Genomic DNA, 22213 nt, shown 5'->3' with positions numbered 1-22213 from the left:
GTGGGACATCGAGGCCTCCTGGCGATGGTTGAACTGAACAGCTCCATCAAGCCAGGAGGCCTCTTCACACGCCCCGAAGTGTCACCAACGTCACGGCCGAGTACACCTAGCGCCCGCGCCGCTGGCCGCGCGGCGGGGGAGTGCGGCCGCCGCCCTTCGGTGCCGGCTTCGACCCGCCCTTGCCGCCCGCGCCGCCCGGCTTGCCCGCGGCCTTGCGCGCCGTCTTCTGCGCGGCGGTCGGCTTCCGGCGGTCGCGCTCGTCCTCGTCGCGGGAGGAGCGCGAGCTCGCGGCCGTGCGCCCGCGGACGATGCCCACGAGCTCCTCGATGTCGGGGGAAACGTCGCCCTCGCGCCAGGCCACGGCGATCCGCGTCTCCGGCAGGTCGTGCACGGGCACGGCCACGACGTCCTTGCGCGCGTGCAGGCGGCCGAGCGCGTGCGGCACGACCACGAAGCCGACGCCTGCGGCGACCAGCTCGACGGCCGCGGCGACGTCCTCGGGCATGGGGACGGGATCCGCGCCCGCGGTGCGCCCGGGCCAGCCCGGCACCTGGTCGGCCGGCTGCAGGAGCAGGTCGTCCGCGAGGTCGGTGATCGCGATCGCGTCGGCCGTGGCGTGCGCGTGCTCCTTGGGCAGGATCGCGACCTGCACCTCGCCGTAGAGCGGGACGATCGTGAGGCCCCGGCCGTCGACGGGGAGGCGGAGGAACGCGACGTCCGCGGATTGGTCGACCAGCGCGGGCGCGGCGTCCGGCTCGGCGAGCGGCACGACCCGCAGCGGCACGTCGGCGACGCGCTCGTCCCAGGCGCGGGTCCACTTGGCGACGGTGACGCCGGGCACGATCGCGACGACGAGCCCCCGCGGCGGCGCGGCGGCCTCCTCGGCCAGGCGCGCGTCCTCGGCGGCGATCGCGGCGCGGGCCTCCGCGAGCCGTGCCTCGCCCGCGGGGCTGAGGCGCGTGGGCCCGTCGTCGCGCACGAACAGCTCGACGCCCCAGAGCGCCTCGAGGTCGAGGATCGAGCGGCTCACGGCGATGCGCGAGACGTTGAGGGCCTTCGCGGCGCGGGCGAAGTGCAGCTCGTCGGCCACGGCGGCGAAGCGCCGGAGGGCGGTCGGGTCGGCGTCCACGGGAGTCCCCTCGATCGCCCGCACGAAGGTGGCGCGGTGAGCGGCGGCGGGTCGATCCAGGCTAGTGCAGGGCGGTCGGGGCCCCGACGGTACCCTGGGCACATGACGAGCCCCGGATCCAGCCAGACGATGAAGGCCGCGACCGCGGCGAAGAAGCTGGGCGTGCACCTCCCGGCGACCCCCGTGGAGTTCCAGGAGTCGACCCCGTCCCGCGCCGAGCTCGCCGAGATGCACGAGAACCCGCCCGAGTGGCTGGCCACGCTGCTGCGCGACGGCCCGCACCCGCGCCAGGTCATCGCCGGCAAGCTCGGCGTCTCCATCGCCGGCCTGGCCCGCGGCGGCGTCGACGAGGCGCTCACCACCGCCCAGATCAAGGAGCTGCTGCAGGCCCCGCCGCAGTGGCTCGTGCAGGAGCGCGCGACGCAGGCCGAGGTGCGCGAGGAGCAGATCCGCGTGAAGAACCGCGACGCCGGTCGCGCCGCGATGGCCGCCGAGCGCGAGCGCCAGGACGGCGCCGGCGGCTCGCGCCGCTGAGCCGACCCGCGCCGAGCGGACACGACCCGCGCTCTGCCGACCCGCGCTGAGCGGATGGCCCCGGGGACCCCGCCGCCGCGAATTCGGCCCCGCGTGAGACCCTGATGCCGTGACCCGTACGAACGACACGGCCCGCCGCCGCCACGCCGCCGCCGCCACCGAGCCGGATCCCGCGGCCGCCGTCCCCGCGCCGATCACCGGATCCCGCGTGCCCGGCACCGTCGGCGTCGTGGTCGTCGCCGCCCTCGTCACCGCCGTCTACGTGCTGTACTCCGCGCTCCAATGGCGCCGCTTCACCGTGAAGTCGTGGGACACCGGCATCTTCACGCAGCTCGCGCAGGACTACTCGCGCCTCCAGGCGCCGCTCGTCTCCATCAAGGGCGACGGCTTCAACCTCATGGGCGACCACTTCCACCCGATCCTCGTGCTGCTCGGCCCGGTCTACGCCGTGTGGCCGCACGCGTTCGCGCTGCTCGTGGTGCAGGCCGTGCTCATCGGGATCTCGGTGGTCGGCGTCGGCCGTCTGGCCGGCCGCGTCGTCGGGCGGTGGGGCGCGATCGTCGTCGCCGCGGCCTACGGGCTCAGCTGGGGGATCCAGGGCGCGGTCGCGTTCCAGTTCCACGAGATCGCGTTCGCCCTGCCGCTGCTGGCCTTCGCGCTCGACGCGGTGATCGCCCGCCGTGCGATGGCCGCCGCCGCATGGGCTGTGCCGCTCGTGTTCGTGAAGGAGGACCTCGGCCTCACCGTCGCGGTGCTCGGCGCGATCATCGCGCTCACGATGGACCGCCGCATCGGCGTCGCGCTCGCCGGGTGGGGCGTCGCCTGGTTCGTGCTCGCGACCACCGTGATCCTGCCCGCCTTCAACCGCGAGGCCCGCTGGGACTACGCGTCCAAGCTCGACGCGGGCGGCGCGCTCGCGGATCCCCTCGGCACCGTCGCCGGGCTCTTCGTCGCGCCGAAGCTCGAGACGGTGGCCTTCCTGATCCTCGCAGGGGCGCTGATAGCCGTGCGCTCGCCGCTGCTGCTCCTCGTGGTGCCGACGCTCGCCTGGCGCTTCCTCGCGCCGACCGAGGCCTACTGGGCGCCCGGCTACCACTACGACGCGGTGCTCATGCCGATCGTCTTCGCCGCGGCGATCGACGGCGTCGTGCGGGCGCGAGCGGGGCGCCAGCGCTGGCTGCGGTCGGCGTCGCGCCTCGCCGTGCCGGCGCTCGCGGTGGCGGCGATCGCGGTGGCGGCGATCGCCCTCTTCTTCCGCTCGCCCATGGTCGATCTCACGAAGCCGACCATCTGGGAGCCGGCGCCGCGGGCTGCCCAGGCGCAGGCCGCGCTCGACCAGGTGCCGGCCGGCGCATCCGTCCTCAGCGACATCGGCCTCATGTCGTACCTCGTCGACGACCACGAGGTCTACTGGCTCGGCAACCCGGGCAACCCGGCGCCGCAGTACGTCGTGATCGACACCCTCGGCGGCGGCCTCGGCCAGGGCGCGCTCAACGCCGACCAGTACGGCGAGGCGACGCAGGCGGGCACGACGTACGAGATCGTCTACGCCGACGCCGGGTACCAGGTCGCCCGTCGGATCCAGTAGCCGGTACGCCGCCCCGCCCCGCCCGCACGCGAGGAGGCCGGGCGCTCCCCCGAGCCGCCCGGCCTCCGCGTGCGCGCTCCCGGAGGAGCGCCCCGATCAGATCGGGATCACCGCCGTGAGCACGCCCACGGCGAGCATCGTCAGCGACACGAGCACCGCGCGCCACAGCACCTTGCGGTGGTGGTCGCCGAGGTTCACGTCCGCGAGCGAGACGAGCAGCAGGATCGCCGGCACGAGCGGGCTCTGCAGGTGCACGGGCTGCCCGGTGATGGACGCGCGCGCCATCTCGACCGGGTCGATGCCGTAGTTCGCGGCGCTCTCCGCGAGCACCGGGAGCATGCCGTAGTAGAAGGCGTCGTTGCTCATGAAGAAGGTCATCGGGATGCTGAGCACGCCCGTGATGACCGCGAGGCCGGGGCCGAGGGCGTCCGGGATGATCGTCACGAGCCACGCGGACATCGCCGACACCATCCCGGTGCCGTTGAGCACGCCGATGAGGACGCCCGCCGCGAGCACCATCGAGACCACGCCGACCACGCTGGGCGCGTGCGCCGCGATGCGCTCGCCCTGGTGCTTGAGGTCGCGGAAGTTGGCGATCAGCGCGATGGCAGCACCGACCATGAAGACGTAGGCGAGCGGCAGCTGGTCCATGATCAGCAGCGCGAGCACCACGATCGTGAGACCGAGGTTGAACCAGATCATGCGAGGGCGCAGGGTCTCGCGGTCGGGGTCGAGCATCGTGGTGCCGAGCGTGGAGACGGCGGCCGTCTCGGCGCGGACGAGCGCCGGGGCCATCGTGATGAGGCCGCCGCGCGGGGTCGCGGGGGCGCCGCGACCGGCGCGCCACCAGCCGGAGCCGCCCGTGGATCCGCCGACGCCTGCGCCTGACCCGCTGGCGCTGGCGGCGTCGAGGCCGCCCTCGGCGCGCGCCTCGCCGAGCGCCGCGAGGCGGCTGCGCTCGCGGAGGCCCATGGTCCAGGCGAAGCTCATGACGAGCGCGATGCCGACGAGGAGCGACGGGATCATCGGCACGAAGATGTCGGTCGGTGAGACCTTGAGCGCCGCCGCCGCGCGGACGGTCGGGCCGCCCCACGGGACGATGTTGAGCGTGCCGTTCGCGAGGCCGGCCGTGCAGGTGAGGACCACCGGGCTCATCCCGAGCTTGCGGTAGATCGGCAGCATGGCCGCCGTCGTGACGATGAAGGTCGTGGATCCGTCGCCGTCGAGGGAGACCGCGGCCGCGAGGATCGCCGTGCCGAGCACGATCTTCGCCGGGTCGCCGCCCGCGAGGCGGAGGATGAGGCGCACCAGCGGGTCGAAGAGGCCGACGTCGATCATGATGCCGAAGTAGATGATGGCGAACATCAGCAGCGCGGCCGTGGGCGCGAGGTCGCCGAGCGCCTCGATGACCATGTCGCCGATGCCGAGGCCCGCGCCCGCGAAGAGGCCGAAGATCGTCGGCACGAGGATCAGGGCGACCATGGGCGTCAGCCGCTTGGTCATGATGAGCGCCATGAAGGTGAGGACCATGGCGAAGCCCAGGAATACCAGCACGTGTGACTCCTTCGTCGGTGGGCGGGACGCCCGGCTGAACACCACACGCTAGGTGGGCGTCCGCGGTCCGTCGCGCTTGTGCCGCTTGATCGCGATAGTGCACGTAGACGACGTTCTGCGCATTATGCTCACCAGGTGGACCGAGCGACGGGGCGACGACGGGCGGGGCTCGACTTCGCGCGCCGCACCCTCGTCCTCCAGCTGCTCGTCGTGCTCGTGGTGGTGGGGATCGCGACCGTCGCCTACGGTCTGCTGAGCTCCTCCGAGAACCGCGAGGAGGCGCAGGCGACGGCGCTCGCGATCGCCAGGACGGCCGCCGAGGATCCCGCGCTCCGGGCCGCCGTGACCGCCGAGACCGCGGATCCCGCGACGGCCACCTCCGCCGACCTCGCCGACGGGCCGGTGCAGCGCACGGCCGAGGCGGTGCGCGAGCGGACCGGCGCGCTGTTCGTCGTGGTCACCGACGACCGGGGGCTGCGGCTCGCGCACCCCGACCCGGCCGAGCTCGGGCAGCGGGTGAGCACGGATCCCGCCGCCGCGCTCTCGGGGCGCGAGGAGGTGACGTGGGCCACCGGCACGCTCGGGGAGTCGGCGCGGGCGAAGGTGCCGGTGCGGGCGCTGGCGGATGCGTCCGCGGGCGGCGACGACGACGGCGCCGCGGGCAGCGCGTCGAGCCGCGTCGTCGGCGAGGTCAGCGTCGGCTTCGCGGCGGCGACCGTGCGCGACTCCATCGGCGTCGACGTCGCGGCCATCGCGGTCGTCGCCCTGCTCGCGCTCGGCGTCGGGGCGGTGGCCAGCGGGATCCTCTCGCGGCGGCTCGCGCGCCTCACCCTCGGCCTCCAGCCGTCCGAGCTGGCGGGCCTCGTGCAGGACCAGGCGGCCGTGCTCTCCGGCGTCGGCGAGGGCGTCCTCGGGATCGGGCCCGACGGCCGGGTGACCGTCTGCAACCCGCGCGCCGCGGCGCTGCTCGGCCTCGAGGATCCGGTGGGCCGCACGCTCGCGGACCTCGACGTCGCGCCGGTGCTGCGCGACGCGGTGGCCGAGGCGCAGGCCGGGGCCGCTGCCGGATCTCCGTCGCTGCGCGCCGTGGTCGACGACCGGCTGCTCTTCGTCGACGTCGCCCGCGTCGACCGCGACGGACGCGACCTCGGCACGGTGATGGTGCTGCGCGACGAGACCGACATCGAGGCGATGAGCCGCCGCCTCACGGCCGTCACCGCGATGTCCACGGCGCTCCGCGTGCAGCGTCACGAGTTCGCGAACCGCCTCCACGTCGTGCGCGGTCTCGTCGCCACCGGCCGGGTCGACGAGGCCGACAGCTACCTCGCGGGCGTGCTCGAGCAGGGGCCCGTGGCGTTCCCGACGGTCGACGCGGGGCTCGTCGACGAGCCGTACCTGCAGGCGTTCCTCGGGGCGAAGGCGATGGAGGCGGAGGAGCGCGGCGTGGCGCTGCGGGTCGGGCCCGGCACGCTCGTGCGCGGGATCCTGGTGCGGCCCGAGGAGGTCACGACCGTGCTCGGCAACCTTGTCGACAACGCGGTGCACGCGGCCGTCCGCGGATCCCGCGCTGACAGGTGGGTGGAGGTGGAGGCGCTCGACGACGGGGTCGACCTGCACCTCGCGGTCTCCGACTCGGGCGACGGGCTGGCCGCGTCCGACGCCGGGCGCGTGTTCCGCCGACGCCCCGACGACGTGGGTGCGGTGGCGGAGGCGCTGGCGGCGGAGGAGGACGCGGCGGCGGATGGGCCCGCCGCGGACGCACTCGCCGCGGACGCGCCGGTCGCGGGCGGCGCTGGCGACCGCGGGGGAGCGGATCCCGCGCACGGCCTCGGCTTCGGCCTCCCGCTCGTGCGCGACATCGCCCGGCGCGACGGGGGCGACGTGTGGGTCGCGGATCCCGGCGGCCCGCCGCCCCACGCGGAGGCCGGTGCCGTGTTCTGCGCGCGCCTCGCGGGCGTGGTGGAGCCGCCGGACGCGGATCCGCCCACGGCCGACGACGCCGACGCCCCTGCCGACCCCGACCCCGACCCCGACCGCCCCGACACCCGCGACCCCGACGGAGCCCCCGCATGACCGACGACCTCACCGTCCTCATCGTCGACGACGACTTCCGCATCGCCCGTCTGCACGAGGGCATCGTGGAGCAGGCCCCCGGGTTCCGCGCCGTCGGCACCGCGGGCAGCGTGCGGGCGGCGCTCGCCGTGCTCGACACGTCCCGCCCCGACCTCGTGCTCCTCGACGCGTACCTGCCCGACGGCAGCGGGATCGACCTGGTGCGGCGCATCGAGCCCGACGTGATCCTCGTCACGGCCGCCGACGACCCCGCCACCGTCCGCCGCGCCCTCCGCGGCGGTGCCGTCTCCTACCTCGTCAAGCCGTTCGCGCCCGAGCTGCTCACCGCGCGCCTCGCGGCCTACGCGGCCTTCCGCGCCGGGCTCGCGAGCGACCGCCCGCTCGACCAGGCCGGCATCGACCGCGCCATCCACGCGCTGCGGCCCGGCCGCGCGTCCGCGCAGGCCCGACCGGCGACCGAGCAGGCCGTGCTCGACGCCCTGTCCGCATCCGACGCGGAGCTCAGCGCCCCCGAGATCGCCGAGCGCGTCGGCGTCTCCCGCGCCACCGCGCAGCGCTACCTCGGCGCGCTCGCCCGCGACCGCGTGGTCGACGTGCAGCTCAACTACGGATCCACGGGCCGCCCGGAGCACCGCTACCGGATCCTGCGGCCGCGCGGCTGAAGCGGCCCTCCTCGACCGGCCCCGTCACCGCCCGTAGGCTCGTCGGATGTCCGACGCAGGAGCCCAGGTGATCCACTTCCATCGGAAGCACCACGACGTCATCGTGAGCGGCGAGAAGGCCACCACCGTGCGTTGGGGCGAGGACCTGCGGGTCGGCCCGGCGACGTTCGTCTTCGACGAGCACGCCACCGCCGTCCCGCTCGCCGGACGCGTCACCTCCGTGCGGCGGCACCTCCTCGCGGATCTCACGCCGGAGGACGCGCACCAGCCGCCCGGCACGGACATGGCCCGGTTCGCCGAGCAGCTCCGCGAGAACTACTACCCGACCATGCCGGCGTCGGCGGCCGTCGTGGTCGCGGAGATCGAGCTCGGGGGCGTCGCGCCCGTCGGCTGAGTGGAGGGCGCACCAAGTGGCATACGGCCGCCCCGCAGGCGGGGGTCAGCTCCCGACGGTCGCTGCACCTCGTCAGATCTACTCGATCGCCGCTCGTCATCTCCGTCACGGTCGGCGGTGCTGGTGACGCTTGCACTGAATGATCGTCACTGCCGTCGTCGCTGGTGACACGTGCCCTGGACAACTGTCACAGTCGTCGTTGTTGGTGACACTTGCTCTGAACAACTGTCACAGTCGGGCTCCGCAGGCACTCGTGTCGGTCATGTGCCTTCGCCTGCGGCGTCGACGCGCGAGTCCCCCAGCCGAAAGCGCATGCATGCGATGCAGCCGAGGAATGCACGGAAGCGCTGCTGGTCAGATCAGCGCGTCGCGTATCAGCTGGGGATATCGGGCGTCCGCGAGGTCGAGCCCAGCCGCTTCCTCCGCCGTAAACCACCCGACCGCGTCGTGCTCCTCCGGGGCCGCATTCGTGATCACACCGGCCCAGCTGACGATCTGCCAGATCTCGATGCGGGCGTCTGCCATCTTGAGCACACGGATGGGGCCACCGGCCGGTGGGTCGATCTTCACGTCCAGCTCCTCGCGCAGCTCGCGCACCAGAGCGTGGAGGCTGCTCTCGCCCGGCTCGAGATGACCGCCCGGGAAGTCCCAGACGTGCGGGTACCAGGCCTTCGTCGCGGAACGGTGAGCCAGCAGCACGTGAGCCGATCGGACGAGCAATCCGCAGGCGACTCGGTGCTCCACGCGTCCGTCGACGGGGATCAGCTCCCGACGACCACCGGCAGCGGCACCTCGTCGGCCGCGAGCTCCTCGCTCGTGGAGCCCAGCACCTCGGCGACGGACGCGCGGATGATCGCGAGACCCTCCTCGACCTGCTCGTCGGTGATGGTGAGCGCGGGCAGCACCTTCATGACCGTGCCGCCGGCGCCCGAGGTCTCCATGAGCATGCCGCGCTCGAACGCCGCCCGGCAGACCGCGCCGGCGAGGTCGCCGGAGGGGAACTCGATGCCGCGCGCGAGGCCGCGGCCGCGCACCTTGAGCTGCGTCTGCGGCGCGGCGGAGGCGGCGATCTCGGTGAAGACCTCGTGGATCCGCTCGCCCTTGCGCAGCGTCGACGCCTCGAGCTCGCCGTCGGCCCAGTACAGGCGGATGGCCTCGGCGCCCGTGAGGAACGCGGGCGCGATGCCGCGGAAGGTGCCGTTGTGCTCGCCGGGCTTCCACTGGTCGAGCTCGGGCTTGAGCAACGTGAGGGCCATGGGCAGGCCGTAGCCGCCGATGGACTTGGAGAGCGTGACGATGTCGGGGACGATGCCCGACTCCTCGAAGCTGAAGAACCCGCCCGTGCGGCCGCAGCCCATCTGCACGTCGTCGACGATAAGCACGATGCCGTGGCGCGTGGTCAGGTCCCGGAGCTTCCGCAGCCACTCAGGCGTAGCGACGTTGATGCCGCCCTCGCCCTGCGCGGTCTCGACGATGACGCCGGCGGGCAGGTCGACACCCGAGCCCGAGTCGTCGAGCAGCTTCTCGAAGTACGCGAGGGTGTCGGTCTCGCCGCCGAGGTAGCCGTCGAAGGGCACCGCGACCGCGTGGTGCAGCGGGTGGCCGGCGCCGCCGCGCTTGAGCGCGTTGCCGGTGACCGCGAGCGCGCCCTCGGTCATGCCGTGGAACGAGTTGGTGAAAGTGGACGATCGTGGTGCGGCCGGTGACCTTGCGCGCGAGCTTCATCGCGGCCTCGACCGCGTTCGCGCCGCCCGGGCCGGGGAACATGATGCGGTAGTCGAGCCCGCGCGGCTGGAGGATCACGTCCTGGAACGTCTGCAGGAAGTCGCGGCGGGCCTCCGTGAACATGTCGAGGGAGTGCGTGACCCCGTCGCGGAGGATGTAGTCGACCAGCTTCTGCTTGAGCGCCGGGTTGTTGTGCCCGTAGTTGAGCGCGCCGGCGCCCGCGAAGAAGTCGAGGTAGCGGTCGCCGTCGGCTGTGAACATCTCGCTGCCCACCGCGCGGTCGAAGACCACCGGCCAGCCGCGGCTGTAGCTCCGGACCTCGGACTCCATCTGCTCGAAGATCGTCATGCGGTGTCGCTCCTTGATGCTCATCGGCGACCTGCGGGGACCGCCGCACGTCGGGCGGGGCTCGTGGCTCCGGGCGACGGGGAAGGGCGCTGCGATGCGCAGCTCCTCCATCGTCGCACCTCCGCCCGACATCGCCGGAATCCCTCGCGCGGGGGAACTCTGTAGGGTCGCGGCATGGCCGCATCCGGGGACGTCGATCCGCTCCGGGCCCCGGGGACCGCGATGATCCGGGTCGGCGACCGCGACGTGCGGCACCGCGTGACCGGAACCGGGGATCCGCTCCTGCTCCTGCACGGCATCGGCCGCAGCCTCGAGGACTGGGAGGAGCAGCACGACCGCCTCTCCGCCGGCCATGCGCTGCACAGCCTCGACCTGCCGGGGTCCGGCTGGTCGGATCCGGTCGACGGCGGCACGACGCTCGAGTCGATCGCGGATGCGCTGCCCGCCTACCTCGACGCGGCGGGCGTGCGTGGCCCCGTGACCGTGGTCGGCAACTCGCTCGGCGGCGCGGTCGCGATGACCCTCGCGACCCGGCACCCGGATCGCGTGCGGGCGCTCGTGCTCGCGGACAGCGCGGGCTTCGGCCGGCAGGTCACCGTGGGCCTCCGGATGCTCGCGTTCGACCCGCTCGCGACGCTCCTCATGCGGCCGACGCCCGGCAACTCCCGGCGCTCGACCCGCACGATCTTCCACGACCCGGCGCTCACGACCGACGAGCGCGTGCGGCACGCGCAGGCGCTGTCGGCCCGACCGGCCCACGCGGCCACGATGCTCGACATCGCGCGCGACCTCGGCACGGTCCGCGGCGTGAGCTCACGCTGGCGCCGGCCGCTGGTGGAGGGCGTGCGGGCGTCGGGCCTCCCGGTGCTCGCGCTGTGGGGCGATCGCGACCGGATTCTCCCGCCGGGCCACCTCGCGGCCGTCGCGCGGGAGCTGCCCGACGCGCTGACCCGCATGATCCCGGACTGCGGTCACATGCCGCAGATCGAGCGCCCTGACCTCTTCGCCGAGCTGGTGGGCGACTTCCTCGGCTCGCTGCCCCCCGCCGCAGCGGCACGCGCCGCCCCGCGGGAGCCCTGAGCGGGTCGTCCGTCGCAGGGGGCGTCGGTGGAGGGGGCGCACGGCGTCGGTTCGCGGGCCGTACCGTAGGGGAATCCGTGCATTCTCGCGCCGACGTCGTCGGAGAACGCGGGCGGCGCGACTCCTCCAGGACGGACGATCCCTCATGCGCCGACACGTCACCCTGCTCCTCCCCGCGCTCCTCCTCGCCGCCTGTCTCGCGGGCCACCCTCAGCCCGCACAGGCGAACGAGGTCGCCCGCCCCGGCGCGGTGCTCCCGCCCACCGCCCCATGGGCCGCGACGCCTCGCGTGGATCGCGCATCCGAGGCCGGTGACCCCCTCACCGCCTCGCTGGTCGAGGCGGTGGGTGACCGACGTCATCCGAGCGCACCGCGCCCGCCCTCGACGACGTGCGCGACGATCCCCGCCCAACTGTCCATGCCGGGACGGACCGCGAGCGCGGCCGAGGAGGCCTCCCCGCCGGACACCGCGCGCATCCAGCGCGGCCTCGACGCCTGCGCGGGCACGGGCGGAGCGGTGCGCCTCAGCACCTCCGGTGCCGCGACCGACTTCCTCAGCGGTCCGCTCGTCGTCCGACCGGGCGAGGTGCTGCTCGTCGACCCCGCTGCCACCCTCTTCGCGTCGCGGAACGCGGCTGCCTACCAGGTGGCCGGTCACGGCCGCTGCGGCACCATCGGGGGAGACGGCCTGGGGTGCGCGCCCTTCCTCGCCGTCGGATCCGGCTCCGGGGTGGAGTCCACCCGGGCCGCCGACGGTACCCAGGGGCGGATCGACGGGCGCGGCGACGCGACCCTGCTCGGATCCGCGACCACCTGGTGGGCCCTTTCCGCGCAGGCGAAGGCCGGGGGCAACCAGAACGTGCCGCGGCTCATCAAGGCACAGCGCTCGAACGACGTGACCGTGGCCGACGTCGACCTCATCGACTCGCCCGGGCAGCACATCTCCTTCAATGACGGCGTCGGCCTCACCGTGTGGGGCGTCGTGGTGTTCACCCCGGCGAACGCCCGCAACACCGATGGCATCGACCCGGCCGGCGCCCAGGACGTCACCATCGCCGACTCCTACATCATGGACGGCGACGACGGCATCGCCATCAAGGCCTCCGACGCCCCGTCGGCGCACATCACGATCCGTGGCAACACGCTCACCGGCACGCACGGCATCTCCCTCGGTCGGCAGACCACCGCAGGGATCAGCGACGTGCTCATCGACGGCAACACCATCAGCGGCAAGGACAGGTACGGCAACCAGAGCGTCGCCGCCGGGGGGATCCGCATCAAGAGCTCGGCCGCGGCGGGCGGCCTGGTCCGCGACATCACGTTCCGCGACACCTGCATCGACCTGGTCAAGGCACCCGTGGTGTTCGACTCGCGGTACGAGTCCGGCAGCGGGACGCACATCCCCAGCTTCACCGGGATCGTCGTCGACGGCCTACGTGCCACGAACTCGGTGAAGGGGGCGGCGAGCGTGCTCGAGGGCTTCGATGCGGCGCATCCCCTCGGCCTGCTGCTACGGCGCGTGGACGTCGACGATCCGGACGTCCGCGCCGCGTACGCCGACATCACGACCCAGGGCGCCCACTTCGGCGGCGTGCCGCTCACGGCATCGGGGGCCGGGGTGCGGGTCACGGCGCAGGCCGACGCCGGCGCGGCACCCGCCTGCGGCTGACGGGCTTCCGCGAGCGCGTGACACGCGGGGGATGCCGGTAGCCCGCGTGGGCGGGCCGCCCGCAGCCCCCGCTCACCAGCCGAGCGTGCGGAGCACCGCGACCGTCACGGGCCCGGGGCCGGGCACCGCGTGCCCGCGAGCGAGCACCGGGGTCATCAGCTCGTCCGGATCGCCCTCGGGGTAGGTGGCCTCGTCCAGGTGCGAGTAGCTGCTGCCGTCCCACGTCGTGGGTGCGTAGAGACGGGCGGCCTTGCCGCCTCCGGCCTGGCGCACCTGGGGACTGTCGAACACGAGACCGGGCGTCTGCAGCTGCGCAGCCAGCTGCACCGGATCCGCGATGGACAGCAGCGACCGGCCGTCGGCCGCGCGGGTGTACGTGTCGAAGGCGAGCGGGTACCCGGGCGTGCCCATTGCCCCGCGCCCGTGCTCCACGGTGGCCGCGCCGACGAAGCCGAGGCCGTGGCCGAGCTCGTGCAGGACGGCGGAGGCGAAGTCCACCTGATCGGGGCCGATCGGGCCCGTGCCGAAGTGGGTGTGGCTCGCGTCGGAGTCGAACTCCGCCTCGATGTCCGGGCTCGGATCGATCTGGTGCCCTGCCAGCTTGTTCGCCAGGGGCTCGGCGTAGAACGTGTGCGGTCGCGGGGCACCGCGGAAGTCGGTCCGGTAGGTCGACGGGCCCGCCTGTCCGCCGATGCCCGCGCCCAGGTGCTCGTACCGCGCGGAGACGGTGATGGGCACTGGCGAGCTGATGACGTGCGACCAGACGTCGACCGCCCGCTGGAAGTCGGCGCGCGCCTGCACGGGAAGCCCACATAGGTGACCTGGAACGTCGCGGTCGCCGCGGCGTCCGTGGTGACGGTCGTGACGGTGTCCGGGCCGGTGGTGCGCGCGGCCTGGCGCAGCGTGACGGCATCTCGCGTCAGCAGCCGCGACGCGGCCGGCGGGGTCGCCGTGCCGTGGTGCTCGACGTGCAGCGCGGAGGCGTGCACGTGCGACCCCGCGGACGGAGGTGCCGCCTGACGCCGTCGCGGCGATGGCGGGCACCACCAGGCACGAGGCGGAGACGGCGGCGGCGGTCACGAGGAGCGCGGTGGACAGCTGGCGGGGAGTGGGCATGTAGGCACCTCGGTCGGTTCCGCGCGATGCGCGGATGGGCGCCTGGCCCCTCGCGACGCCCGTGCCCCGTGGGGGACGGCTCTCCCAGATGGTGTCGAGGAGCGGATGCGTGGTAGCGAGGAGCGACGGCGTCCGCCGTCGGCGTGGGGTGAACTTAGCCCGGTGGGCGTCCCCGCCTCGCGTACCGCGCACAGGCACAGGCGCCGGCATCCCGTGCGGCCGGCGGCCCCGCGTCGCGACGGATGGCGCAGGTCAGCTCCCGGCGTCAGCTCCGGCGTCAGCTCCCGCGTCCCGCTCGGGAGCGTCATCCGGGGCGTCCGGGGCGTCCGGGGGGCTCGCCTCCGCGGCCGCCGCCGCATGGCGGGCGGCGGGCGACCGCACCGAGTCGTGGCGCTCGGCCAGCGACTCGAAGCCGTCGTGCGCGGCGACGCGGACGGAGGTGTCGGGGTCGGTGAGCGCGCGGCGGATGACGTCCTCGTCGGAGGGTCCGCCGACGGCGCCGAGCGCACGGAGGGCGGCACCGCGGACGCGGGCGTTCTCGTCGGTGACGAGCACGGTGAGCGCGCGCACGAGCGGCAGCTGCCGGGTCGCGACGACCTTCGCGCACGCCTCGCGCACGCGCCAGGCGCGGTTCGTGAGGTTCTTCTCGACGACCTTCGCGGCCTCGGGCGTCCAGGCGTAGAGGAGCGCGCGGGCGCCCCAGGCCTCGGGCCAGTAGAGGGGAGGCGCGCCGTTGAGGATCCCGCGGGCGTGGCGCCCGCCGACCAGCAGCAGGAAGTCGTCGCCCTCGTACAGCCCGTCCAGCAGGCCCATCGCCCGCAGGGCGACCTCCCGCTCGCTCGTGCGCGACACCGCGTCGCTCATGCGCGTCGCGAGGGAGTCCTCGCGACGGCGGGGGTCATCTCCGTCAGCCATGCCGACAACCGTATCGGCTGCGGCAGGGCTGCCCCGCCGCCGGTCACGCGCGGCGGGGCCGGCGGATCAGCCGGCCTGCGTGTTGAAGAGCAGCCCCAGCAGGTAGGTGGCCCCGGCCGCGCCGAAGCCGATGAGCAGCTGGCGTCCTGCGCGACGCAGGGGCGGGCCGCCCGAGAGGAGGCCGGTGACCGCGCCCGTGATCGACAGCGCGATGGCCACGAGGACGCAGGCGATGGCGAGCGCCGCGAGGCCCTGCAGGCCGAAGAGGTACGGGAGCACGGGGATCACGGCGCCGGACGCGAAGAAGCAGAAGCTCGAGATGGCCGCGCCCCAGGCGGTGCCGACGCTCTCGTGGTCGTCCTCCGATGCGGCGACGCCCGCGATGCTGACGGGGATCGGCCGGGTCTCGGCCGCGAGGTCGCGCAGCACCTCGGCGGCGTGCGCGAGCGCCTCGTCCTCCGTCATGCCGCGGGCGCGGTAGACGAGGGCGAGCTCGTTGGCGTCGACGTCGAGGTGGGGGAGCGCGTCGCGCGTGCCCGGATCCGGGGCCGACGCCTCGAGCAGCTCGCGCTGGGAGCGCACCGACACGAACTCGCCCGCGCCCATCGACAGCGCGCCGGCGAGCAGGCCCGCGAGACCCGTCGCGAGGATCACGGCGTTGGGCACGCCCGTGGCCGTGATGCCGAGGACGAGCGCCAGGTTGCTGACGAGCCCGTCGTTCGCGCCGAACACGGCGGCGCGGAAGGTGCCGGAGAGGCGCATCCGGCCGCGGGTGGCGAGGCCGCGCACGACCTCCTCGTGCACGCGCTCGTCGGCGGCCATCGCGTCGGTGGCGTCGGCGTCGTCCGCGTACGGGGAGCGGCTCTCGGCGCGCTGCGCGAGGGCCAGCACGAACACGGATCCGAAGCGGCGAGCGAGGAGACCGAGGATCCGCGTGCGGATGTCGCCGCGCACGGGCTTGCCGACGCTGTCGCCGAGCAGCTCGATCCAGTGGTCGGCGTGGCGGCCCTCCGCCTCGGCGAGGGCGAGCAGGATGTCGCGCTCCTCGCCCGTGCGGCGGCCGGCCAGGTCGCGGTAGACGGCGGCCTCGGCGCGCTCGTCGGCGAGGTACTGCCGCCAGCGGCGCACCTGCGCGGGCGTCGGATCGGGCGTTCGGGCAGGGGGCATGGATGTCATGGGTCCTCCGGTCGGGCGACGGCCGGGAACCGGGAGGGCTCCGGCCGACGCGACGGCGCGTGGTGCGCCTGTCGTTCGTCTGGCCGAAGGTCTCGTCCGCCCGCCGCCCTCACGGACTCTGGCGGGTGATGCACCGGGCCCGGGGGCCAGCATGTCGACGCATCGCCGTCCGGCCCGAGGGCCGGGGGGGGACTACTCCCCTTCGAGAGGAGACCCTAGCGCACGGGTCCGAGCGGGCCGGCGGCGAGCGGCCCTGCGGCCAGCGGCGTCAGGCCGACGGCAGCAGCACGATCACCAGCGGCAGCACGGGCAGCGCGCACGCGACCGCGCACAGCAGCCGCAGCGCGACGCGGTGCCCGCCGCGGGGGTGGTCCATGCGGTCGGCGCGGAGCGCGGAGAGGCCGCCGTCGGGATCCAGCTTGCGGAGCGCCGAGGCGACCGTGGTCGGCCCGGAGACGCGGGCCGCGTGGTCGTCGGCGATGAACTCGATGGCGATGGTGGTGGACAGCGCGAGGCGCTGGCTCGCGGGCAGCGCCGGGAGGATCGCGCGCGAGACCTGGGCGATCCGCACCGCGACCGCGTGCCGCTGCTCCAGATGGGCGGTCTCGTGCTCGAGCACCGCCGCGAGCTCGTCGTCGTCGAGACGGGCGCGCGCCTCGGTGGTGAGGAGGATCACGCCGGTCGCGGGGGAGAGCGCGGCGAGCGGCACGTCCGACTCGACGAGGCGCGCGTCCCGCCCGGCCACCCGGTACGGGCGCGACGCGAGCAGCAGCGTCGCCACCTCGCCCGCGCGGCGCCTGGCCTCGCGGACGACGCGCCCGCCCTCCTCCACGATGCGGAACAGCAGCACGCCCAGCACGCCCGCGGCCAGGTAGGCCAGCGGGATGGCGGCGACGGGCGCCGTGTCGGCGTCCTGCTGCGGGCCGGTGCCCGCCTGCATCGCCATGCCCTGGTGGATGAGGAGGCCGAGCCCGGACCCGAGGCTCAGCACCGCCGTGACGAGGAACCCGTGCCAGGCGGCGAGCATGGCGACGGGCCGCTGCGCGACGAGCGGCAGGCGGCCGAGGAGGAGCGGAGCCAGGAGCGTGACCGTGACGTAGCACTCCAGCAGAAGCACCGCGCGGACCGTGTCGCTCACTGGTCGCGCTCCGATCGGGTGGTGCGGGGATGCCGGTGATGCGGGATGCGAGAGACCGGGGATCCGGTCAGATGGTCTCGGGGAGCGCCTTCGCGTTGTCGATGACCTGGCTCAGCACGGTCTTCAGCCCCTCGAGCTGCTCCTCCGTCATGGAGAGGCGGTCGCGGATCTGCTGCGGGATGGCGACGGCCTTCTCTCGGAGCTCGCGGCCCTGGTCGGTGAGGCCGATCTCCAGCACGCGCTCATCCGTGGCCCGGCGCACGCGCCACACGTGGCCCATGGCCTCCAGTCGCTTGAGGAGCGGGGACAGCGTGGCGCTGTCGAGCTGGAGCTCGTGGCTGAGGTCCTTGACCGAGCGCGGCCCGCGCGCCCAGAGCGCGAGGAGCACGAGGTACTGGGGGTGGGTGAGGCCCAGCGGGTCGAGGATGGGTCGGTAGAGGGCGGTCACGCTGCGTGCGGCGACGACGAGCGAGTAGCTGACCTGCCTGTCGAGCGCGAGCGGGTCCTGCAGGTCCTGCGGTGTTGACATGGTTCCTCCGCGGGTCATTCTGTCACTCCGTGTTGCTAACCCCGCCCGAACGGGGGCCAACAGCTGGATCTGTGGAAAAGCTCCGACATGTGAGGCATTCGGAGCGGCGCGCTCAGGCGCCGGGTCACGCCGCGGGGAGCAGCCGGGCTTCGAGCTCGGCGGCCGTGTCGACCACCGCGATGGTGCCCGCCGCCTCCGCCGGGCTGCCGTAGCCCCAGCCGACCATCACGGTCGGGATCCCGTGGGCGGCGGCGCCGAGCACGTCGTGCTCGCGGTCGCCCACCATCACCGCGTTGCCGAGGTCGACGCCCGCCGCGCGGAGTCGGCGCAGGGCCTCCTCGATGACGTCGGCCTTCGCGGATCGCACCTCGTCCTCGCTCGCGCCGCAGATCTCGGTGAACAGCTCGGTGAGGCCGTAGTGGTCGAGCACGCGGCGGGCCTGCGACTCGGGCTTGCTGGTGGCGAGGGAGAGCGGGATGCCGGCCGCGTGGATCGCGCGCAGCACCTCGGGCACGCCGACGTAGACCGAGCTGTCGAAGACGCCGCCGCCCGCGTAGCCCTCGCGGTAGTGGGCGAGCGCGCGCTGCTGGGCGTCGTCGTCCATGCCGGCGAGGTCGCGGAACGAGTCGAGGATGGGCGGACCCACGTACTCGAGGAGCTGGGCCGGGCCGGGCACGGGCAGGCCCATGAAGACGAGGGTCTTCGCGAGCTGGGCCGTGATCCCGGGGGCCGAGTCGGTGATGGTGCCGTCGAGGTCGAAGAGGATGCAGCTCCAGGGCGCGGAGCCCGCGACGGGGGACGGCGTGGACGTGTCGGGTGCGGTCACGCTGCCACCCTACGAGGGTCGCGCGGGTGCCGGCCGGGAACGCGCACCGTCACTGCTGGGTGAGGCCGTGCTCGGTCTTCTCCCAGTAGTGCGGCCGTGTGAGCAGCTGCCAGAGGCCCTTGTACGCGGCGATGGAGTGCAGGATCCAGTACACGGGGTTCAGCAGCGACCACAGGATCAGGTGGAACGTGCCGCGCTTGAACGGCCCCATCATCGACACGTAGACCATGACCCCATCACATCGACCCCCGACCATGCGGCGGTGATGCGTCGCCCGTCCGACATTAGGGACGGGCTCGTAGCAGTGGACACCCCCGCGACGGGATGCGACCGTGGGCGGACAGGCGCCGCGGAGTCGCCCGTCGCGGGGCGGCCCGTCGCGGCAGGCGGATCAGAACAGGCGGGAGTGCCCGTCGTCCATGCCGCGCATGGCGTCGTAGTCGAGGAGGAGGCAGCGGATGCCGCGGTCCTCGGCGAGCGTGCGGGCCTGCGGCTTGATCTCCTGCGCGGCGTAGACGCCCGTGACCGGCGCGAGGTGCGGATCCCGGTTCATCAGCTCGAGGTAGCGCGTGAGCTGCTCGACGCCGTCGATGTCGCCGCGGCGCTTGAGCTCGACCGCGACCGACTTGCCCGCCGCGTCGCGCGCGAGGATGTCGACCGGTCCGATGGCCGTCATGTACTCGCGCCGCACCAGCTCGTGGCCGTCGCCCAGCAGGTGGATCTGCTCCGCCAGCAGCTTCTGCAGGTGCGCCTCCACGCCGTCCTTCACGAGGCCCGGGTCGACGCCGAGGTCGTGCGCGGAGTCGTGCAGCACCTCGTGGATGGAGACGACGAGCATGTCCGCGGTCTTCGGCTGGATGACGCGCCAGATCTCGCGGACGCCCGCAAGCGCCTGGTCGTCGTCGGGCTCGACCTCGACGATGGAGCAGGGCGGGCTCATCCAGTTGAGGGGCTTGTAGGAGCCGCCGTCCGAGTGGACGAGGAGGCTCCCGTCGGCCTTGACCATGAGGAGGCGGGTGGCGAGGGGGAGATGCGCGCTGAGGCGGCCGGCGTAGTCGACGGAGCAGCGGGCGATGACGAGACGCACCCGGCGAGCCTATCCGGGCGTCGGCGGGGTGCGCGTCGCGGCCGTGTCCGTGGCGGCGGCGATGACGTCCTCGTCCGCCACGCCGTGCTTCCGCGCCGAAGCACGGACGATCACGCGGCGTGCGACCAGGCGTCGAGCGCAGCGCGGATGGCCTCGGAGCGGTTCAGCCCCTCGCGCTGCGCACGAGCCATCACGGCCTCGAGCTCGGCTTCCGTGAGTCGCACGGGGATGACCTTCGCGGCCGACTCCCCCCGGGGAGCGCGGCCCCAGCGAGAGCGGAGTGTGCCGACGTCGTATCCCGCCTCCGCCTCGTCGACCCACTCGTCGACCTGGGACTCGTCGACTTCCCTGCCGTTGATGATGCGCGCCATGCACTCATCGTCATACGGAAGTGCGCATCAGACCATGGTCGGCGCGGTGGATCCGCGCGCGGCACGGCGGCGCCCCTGCGAGAGGAGCACGCCGAGCAGCACGAGGGCCGCGCCCGCGGGCTCGTTCCAGTGCAGGGTCTCGCCGAGCACGAGGATCCCGAGCGCGACGCCGACCACGGGCGTGATGTACGTGACGGTCGATGTGGCGGTGGGGCCCCAGGCGAGCAGCACGTTCATGTTCCAGAGGTAGGCGAGGCCCGTGCCGACGACCCCGAGCACCACGAGGCTGAGGACCACGGGGAGGTCGAGCGCCACCGGGCCGGTCGCGAGGAACGGGGTCGCGAGGATCATCGCCGCCGCGCCCATGCCGATCTGCATGAAGGCGGTGACGACGCCGGGGATGCCGCGGTGCGTGAGGAAGCGGCGGAGGTAGCCGAACGTGATCCCGTAGCAGAGGGCCGCGCCGAGGCACGCGAGCTGGCCGGCGAGCTCGAGCGGCGGCTCGCCGGACGCGGCCGCCTCGGCGCTCGGGGCGAGGCGCCACGGGCCGATGATCACGACCACGCCGACGATGCCCAGCGCGATGCCCGCGAGCTGCCGCCGCCCGAGCTTCTCGACGCGGAACGCGAGGGTGGCGAGGAGCGCGGTCATGATCGGCGTGGTCGCGTTGTAGATGCTCGCGACGCCCGAGGTGACGTGCTGCTCGGCCCAGGCAAACAGCGAGTACGGGACGGCGGATCCGACGACGCCGACGACCGCGAAGTGCAGCCACACGACGCGCTCCTTCGGCAGCGGCAGGCGGCGCGCCGCGACGATGAGGCCGAGCGCGACGGCGCCGAGCACGAGCCGCGTCCACGAGACCTGGCCGAACGAGACGCCCTCGAGCGCCACCTTCATGAAGAGGAAGCTCGCGCCCCAGACCGTGCCCATCGCGGCGAACTGCACGGCGATGCGGCGGCCGCCGGGAGCGGAGAGCGCGGCGACGGGCGATGCGGGCGGGGTGGCGGATGCGGAGGGCGCCGATGCGCCGCGGGGTGTCACGTCGTCAGCGTATCGGCGGGGTGCGACGGGGACGACGGCCGGCGCTCGCCATCGGGCACTCGTTCGGCGGGATCGTGCTCGGGGAGGCATTCCCGGAGCGGCGACCCGACGTGGTCGTCTACGTGGACGCGCCGCTCGAGGTCCTCGGCAGCGAGGATCCGGTCGAGGTGGCCGCCGCCTACGAGCACGACCGCTGGGGCCGCACCGCCGAGGCGCTGCGGATCTCGCGGCCCGAGTACTCCGAGCGCGACCGGGAGGTCGAGGGCCGTGCCGCCGAGCGCTTCGACCCGGCGACCGCCGCGGCGCTCGCCGCGGTCCCGTCGTACGCGTGGGAGCCCGAGCCGGGATCCATCGTCGTGCGCGCGGATCCGAGCCGCTTCGTGAGCGCGGAGGAGGCTGCGCGCCTCGCCGCGTCGGGCGTCGACGTGCGCAGCATCCCGGGGGCCGCGCACTCCGTCTGGTACAGCCGCTTCGACGAGTTCACGGCGGCGCTGCCGGAGGCGTTCGGCTGAGCTCGGCGGTCCCTCACCCGGACGGCGCGTGGGAGGCTCGGGCGATGACGATGTCGCCGGCTCCCGTGCTCGTCACGGCGCGGTTCGCGCTCGAGCCGCTGGTGGTCGGGCACGCGGGGGAGATGGTCGGGGTGCTCGCGGATCCGGCGCTGTACCGCTTCACCGGGGGCGAGCCGCCGACGCTCGACGTGCTGCGGGAGCGGTTCGCGCGGCAGGCTGCGGGGCGCTCGCCGGACGGATCCGCGCGCTGGCTGGTGTGGGTGCTCCGCGAGCGCGCGTCCGGGCGGGCGGCGGGGTTCGTGCAGGCGACGGTGACGGTCGAGCGCGACGCGCGCGTGGCGGCGGTCGCGTGGCTCGTCGGGACCGCGGCTCAGGGATCCGGCGCGGCGGCGGAGTGCGCGGCCGCGATGGTCGCGTGGCTGCGGGAGGACGGCGTCGCGATCGTGCGGGCGCACATCCACCCGGATCACGCGGCATCCGGGGCCGTGGCGCGCCGGCTCGGGCTCAGGCCGACGGACGCGCGCGTCGACGGCGAGGTGCGCTGGGAGCTCCGAGCGGGCTAGCTGTACCGGGTCATGACGTTGGTGACACTCGGGCCGCGGGCGTGAGCCCGTGGCTTGAGTGGATTCGTTCAGTGTTGTAGTGCTCGATGAAGGGGTCAAGCGCGTCGGCCCGGTGTTGGTTGCCGGTGAAGGGTTGCCGGTAGGCCCACTCGGTCGCGAGGGTCCGGTTGAAGCGCTCGACCT

Annotated in this window: 25 protein-coding genes and 1 pseudogene; 10 read left to right on the top strand and 16 right to left on the bottom strand. The window is 74.0% G+C overall.

Going from position 1 to position 22213, the window contains the following annotated elements:
• Positions 1-106: 106 nt before the first annotated feature.
• Positions 107-1129: a LysR family transcriptional regulator gene (locus HDR73_RS01555; RefSeq protein WP_041465003.1), complete on the bottom strand. Its 1023-nt coding sequence runs from the start codon at positions 1127-1129 to the stop codon at positions 107-109.
• A gap of 102 nt (positions 1130-1231) precedes the next feature.
• Between HDR73_RS01555 and HDR73_RS01550 the strand changes: the two genes are divergently transcribed.
• Positions 1232-1663 (top strand): DUF5997 family protein, encoded by a 432-nt coding sequence (locus HDR73_RS01550; protein ID WP_012299476.1) that lies wholly within the window; start codon positions 1232-1234, stop codon positions 1661-1663.
• A gap of 109 nt (positions 1664-1772) precedes the next feature.
• Entirely contained in the window at positions 1773-3251 is a 1479-nt protein-coding gene (locus tag HDR73_RS01545) for a DUF2079 domain-containing protein (protein ID WP_012299477.1), read from the top strand.
• A gap of 96 nt (positions 3252-3347) precedes the next feature.
• Here HDR73_RS01545 and HDR73_RS01540 read toward each other — a convergent pair whose 3' ends face one another.
• On the bottom strand, positions 3348-4781 hold the full coding sequence (locus HDR73_RS01540; protein WP_223842782.1) for a CitMHS family transporter: 1434 nt from the start codon (positions 4779-4781) through the stop codon (positions 3348-3350).
• Between the two features lie 159 nt (positions 4782-4940).
• On the opposite strand from HDR73_RS01540, the gene HDR73_RS01535 reads away from it, so the two are divergent.
• From HDR73_RS01535 to HDR73_RS01525, 3 genes are read left to right on the top strand one after another with little or no spacing between them, the layout of a single operon-like run.
• Positions 4941-6878 carry a sensor histidine kinase gene (locus HDR73_RS01535; RefSeq protein WP_012299479.1) on the top strand — a complete coding sequence of 646 codons (1938 nt, stop codon included), beginning with the start codon at positions 4941-4943 and terminating at the stop codon, positions 6876-6878.
• Positions 6875-7540: a response regulator transcription factor gene (locus tag HDR73_RS01530; protein ID WP_012299480.1), complete on the top strand. Its 666-nt coding sequence runs from the start codon at positions 6875-6877 to the stop codon at positions 7538-7540. The genes HDR73_RS01535 and HDR73_RS01530 overlap by 4 nt, the downstream gene beginning before the upstream one ends.
• 46 nt (positions 7541-7586) lie before the next feature.
• The gene (locus HDR73_RS01525; protein ID WP_012299481.1) at positions 7587-7934 is read left to right on the top strand and encodes an ASCH domain-containing protein; all 348 of its coding nucleotides are present in this window, start codon (positions 7587-7589) and stop codon (positions 7932-7934) included.
• Between the two features lie 354 nt (positions 7935-8288).
• Here the strand turns inward: HDR73_RS01525 and HDR73_RS01520 are convergent, their stop codons facing one another.
• The 3 genes and pseudogenes from HDR73_RS01520 to HDR73_RS16660 all read right to left on the bottom strand — a co-directional run.
• A complete protein-coding gene (locus HDR73_RS01520) occupies positions 8289-8678 on the bottom strand; it encodes an NUDIX domain-containing protein (protein ID WP_012299482.1) in 390 nt (129 codons plus the stop codon).
• 17 nt (positions 8679-8695) lie between these two features.
• Positions 8696-9592 carry an aminotransferase class III-fold pyridoxal phosphate-dependent enzyme gene (locus HDR73_RS01515; RefSeq protein ID WP_434269230.1) on the bottom strand — a complete coding sequence of 299 codons (897 nt, stop codon included), beginning with the start codon at positions 9590-9592 and terminating at the stop codon, positions 8696-8698.
• An 85-nt stretch (positions 9593-9677) separates the two neighbouring features.
• A pseudogene (locus HDR73_RS16660) lies at positions 9678-9920 on the bottom strand (diaminobutyrate--2-oxoglutarate transaminase); the annotation flags it as partial.
• A 261-nt stretch (positions 9921-10181) separates the two neighbouring features.
• Here HDR73_RS16660 and HDR73_RS01510 point away from each other — a divergent pair.
• Positions 10182-11087 (top strand): alpha/beta fold hydrolase, encoded by a 906-nt coding sequence (locus HDR73_RS01510; protein ID WP_012299483.1) that lies wholly within the window; start codon positions 10182-10184, stop codon positions 11085-11087.
• Between the two features lie 418 nt (positions 11088-11505).
• On the top strand, positions 11506-12756 hold the full coding sequence (locus HDR73_RS01505) for a glycoside hydrolase family 28 protein (RefSeq protein WP_223842632.1): 1251 nt from the start codon (positions 11506-11508) through the stop codon (positions 12754-12756).
• A 72-nt stretch (positions 12757-12828) separates the two neighbouring features.
• Here the strand turns inward: HDR73_RS01505 and HDR73_RS01500 are convergent, their stop codons facing one another.
• Positions 12829-13557 (bottom strand): hypothetical protein, encoded by a 729-nt coding sequence (locus tag HDR73_RS01500; RefSeq protein WP_041464631.1) that lies wholly within the window; start codon positions 13555-13557, stop codon positions 12829-12831.
• Between the two features lie 15 nt (positions 13558-13572).
• On the opposite strand from HDR73_RS01500, the gene HDR73_RS01495 reads away from it, so the two are divergent.
• Entirely contained in the window at positions 13573-13776 is a 204-nt protein-coding gene (locus HDR73_RS01495) for a hypothetical protein (RefSeq protein WP_041464632.1), read from the top strand.
• Between the two features lie 348 nt (positions 13777-14124).
• On the opposite strand, the gene HDR73_RS01490 is transcribed toward HDR73_RS01495, so the two are convergent.
• From HDR73_RS01490 to HDR73_RS01450, 9 genes are all read right to left on the bottom strand, one after another.
• A complete protein-coding gene (locus HDR73_RS01490; protein ID WP_012299486.1) occupies positions 14125-14787 on the bottom strand; it encodes a HEAT repeat domain-containing protein in 663 nt (220 codons plus the stop codon).
• 66 nt (positions 14788-14853) lie between these two features.
• A complete protein-coding gene (locus HDR73_RS01485; protein ID WP_012299487.1) occupies positions 14854-15963 on the bottom strand; it encodes a VIT1/CCC1 transporter family protein in 1110 nt (369 codons plus the stop codon).
• Positions 15964-16231: 268 nt separating this feature from the next.
• The gene (locus HDR73_RS01480; protein ID WP_012299488.1) at positions 16232-17101 is read right to left on the bottom strand and encodes a M56 family metallopeptidase; all 870 of its coding nucleotides are present in this window, start codon (positions 17099-17101) and stop codon (positions 16232-16234) included.
• 67 nt (positions 17102-17168) lie between these two features.
• Complete coding sequence (locus HDR73_RS01475) at positions 17169-17630, bottom strand: MarR family winged helix-turn-helix transcriptional regulator (protein ID WP_012039555.1); 462 nt, start codon at positions 17628-17630, stop codon at positions 17169-17171.
• Between the two features lie 124 nt (positions 17631-17754).
• A complete protein-coding gene (locus HDR73_RS01470) occupies positions 17755-18456 on the bottom strand; it encodes an HAD family hydrolase (protein WP_012299489.1) in 702 nt (233 codons plus the stop codon).
• 49 nt (positions 18457-18505) lie between these two features.
• Entirely contained in the window at positions 18506-18685 is a 180-nt protein-coding gene (locus HDR73_RS01465; RefSeq protein ID WP_041464633.1) for a hypothetical protein, read from the bottom strand.
• Between the two features lie 162 nt (positions 18686-18847).
• A complete protein-coding gene (gene nucS, locus HDR73_RS01460; RefSeq protein ID WP_012299490.1) occupies positions 18848-19543 on the bottom strand; it encodes an endonuclease NucS in 696 nt (231 codons plus the stop codon).
• A 110-nt stretch (positions 19544-19653) separates the two neighbouring features.
• Positions 19654-19914 carry a ribbon-helix-helix protein, CopG family gene (locus HDR73_RS01455; protein ID WP_012299491.1) on the bottom strand — a complete coding sequence of 87 codons (261 nt, stop codon included), beginning with the start codon at positions 19912-19914 and terminating at the stop codon, positions 19654-19656.
• Between the two features lie 27 nt (positions 19915-19941).
• Positions 19942-20844, bottom strand: coding sequence for a DMT family transporter (locus HDR73_RS01450; protein WP_041465007.1), 903 nt, complete (start codon positions 20842-20844; stop codon positions 19942-19944).
• A gap of 131 nt (positions 20845-20975) precedes the next feature.
• Here HDR73_RS01450 and HDR73_RS01445 point away from each other — a divergent pair, with 131 nt between their 5' ends.
• Both HDR73_RS01445 and HDR73_RS01440 read left to right on the top strand, forming a co-directional pair.
• Positions 20976-21467 (top strand): alpha/beta fold hydrolase, encoded by a 492-nt coding sequence (locus tag HDR73_RS01445; RefSeq protein ID WP_158309440.1) that lies wholly within the window; start codon positions 20976-20978, stop codon positions 21465-21467.
• A 44-nt stretch (positions 21468-21511) separates the two neighbouring features.
• Complete coding sequence (locus HDR73_RS01440; protein ID WP_012299494.1) at positions 21512-22030, top strand: GNAT family N-acetyltransferase; 519 nt, start codon at positions 21512-21514, stop codon at positions 22028-22030.
• Between the two features lie 10 nt (positions 22031-22040).
• Here the strand turns inward: HDR73_RS01440 and HDR73_RS01435 are convergent.
• Positions 22041-22213: integrase core domain-containing protein (locus HDR73_RS01435; protein ID WP_287136196.1), on the bottom strand; the 173-nt coding region annotated here is incomplete at its 5' end.

It is taken from the genome of Clavibacter sp., assembly GCF_014802555.1.
Lineage (GTDB): Bacteria > Actinomycetota > Actinomycetes > Actinomycetales > Microbacteriaceae > Clavibacter > Clavibacter sepedonicus.
Note: the sequence above shows the minus strand (reverse complement) of the source record. Positions and strands in the feature narration are given on the sequence as shown.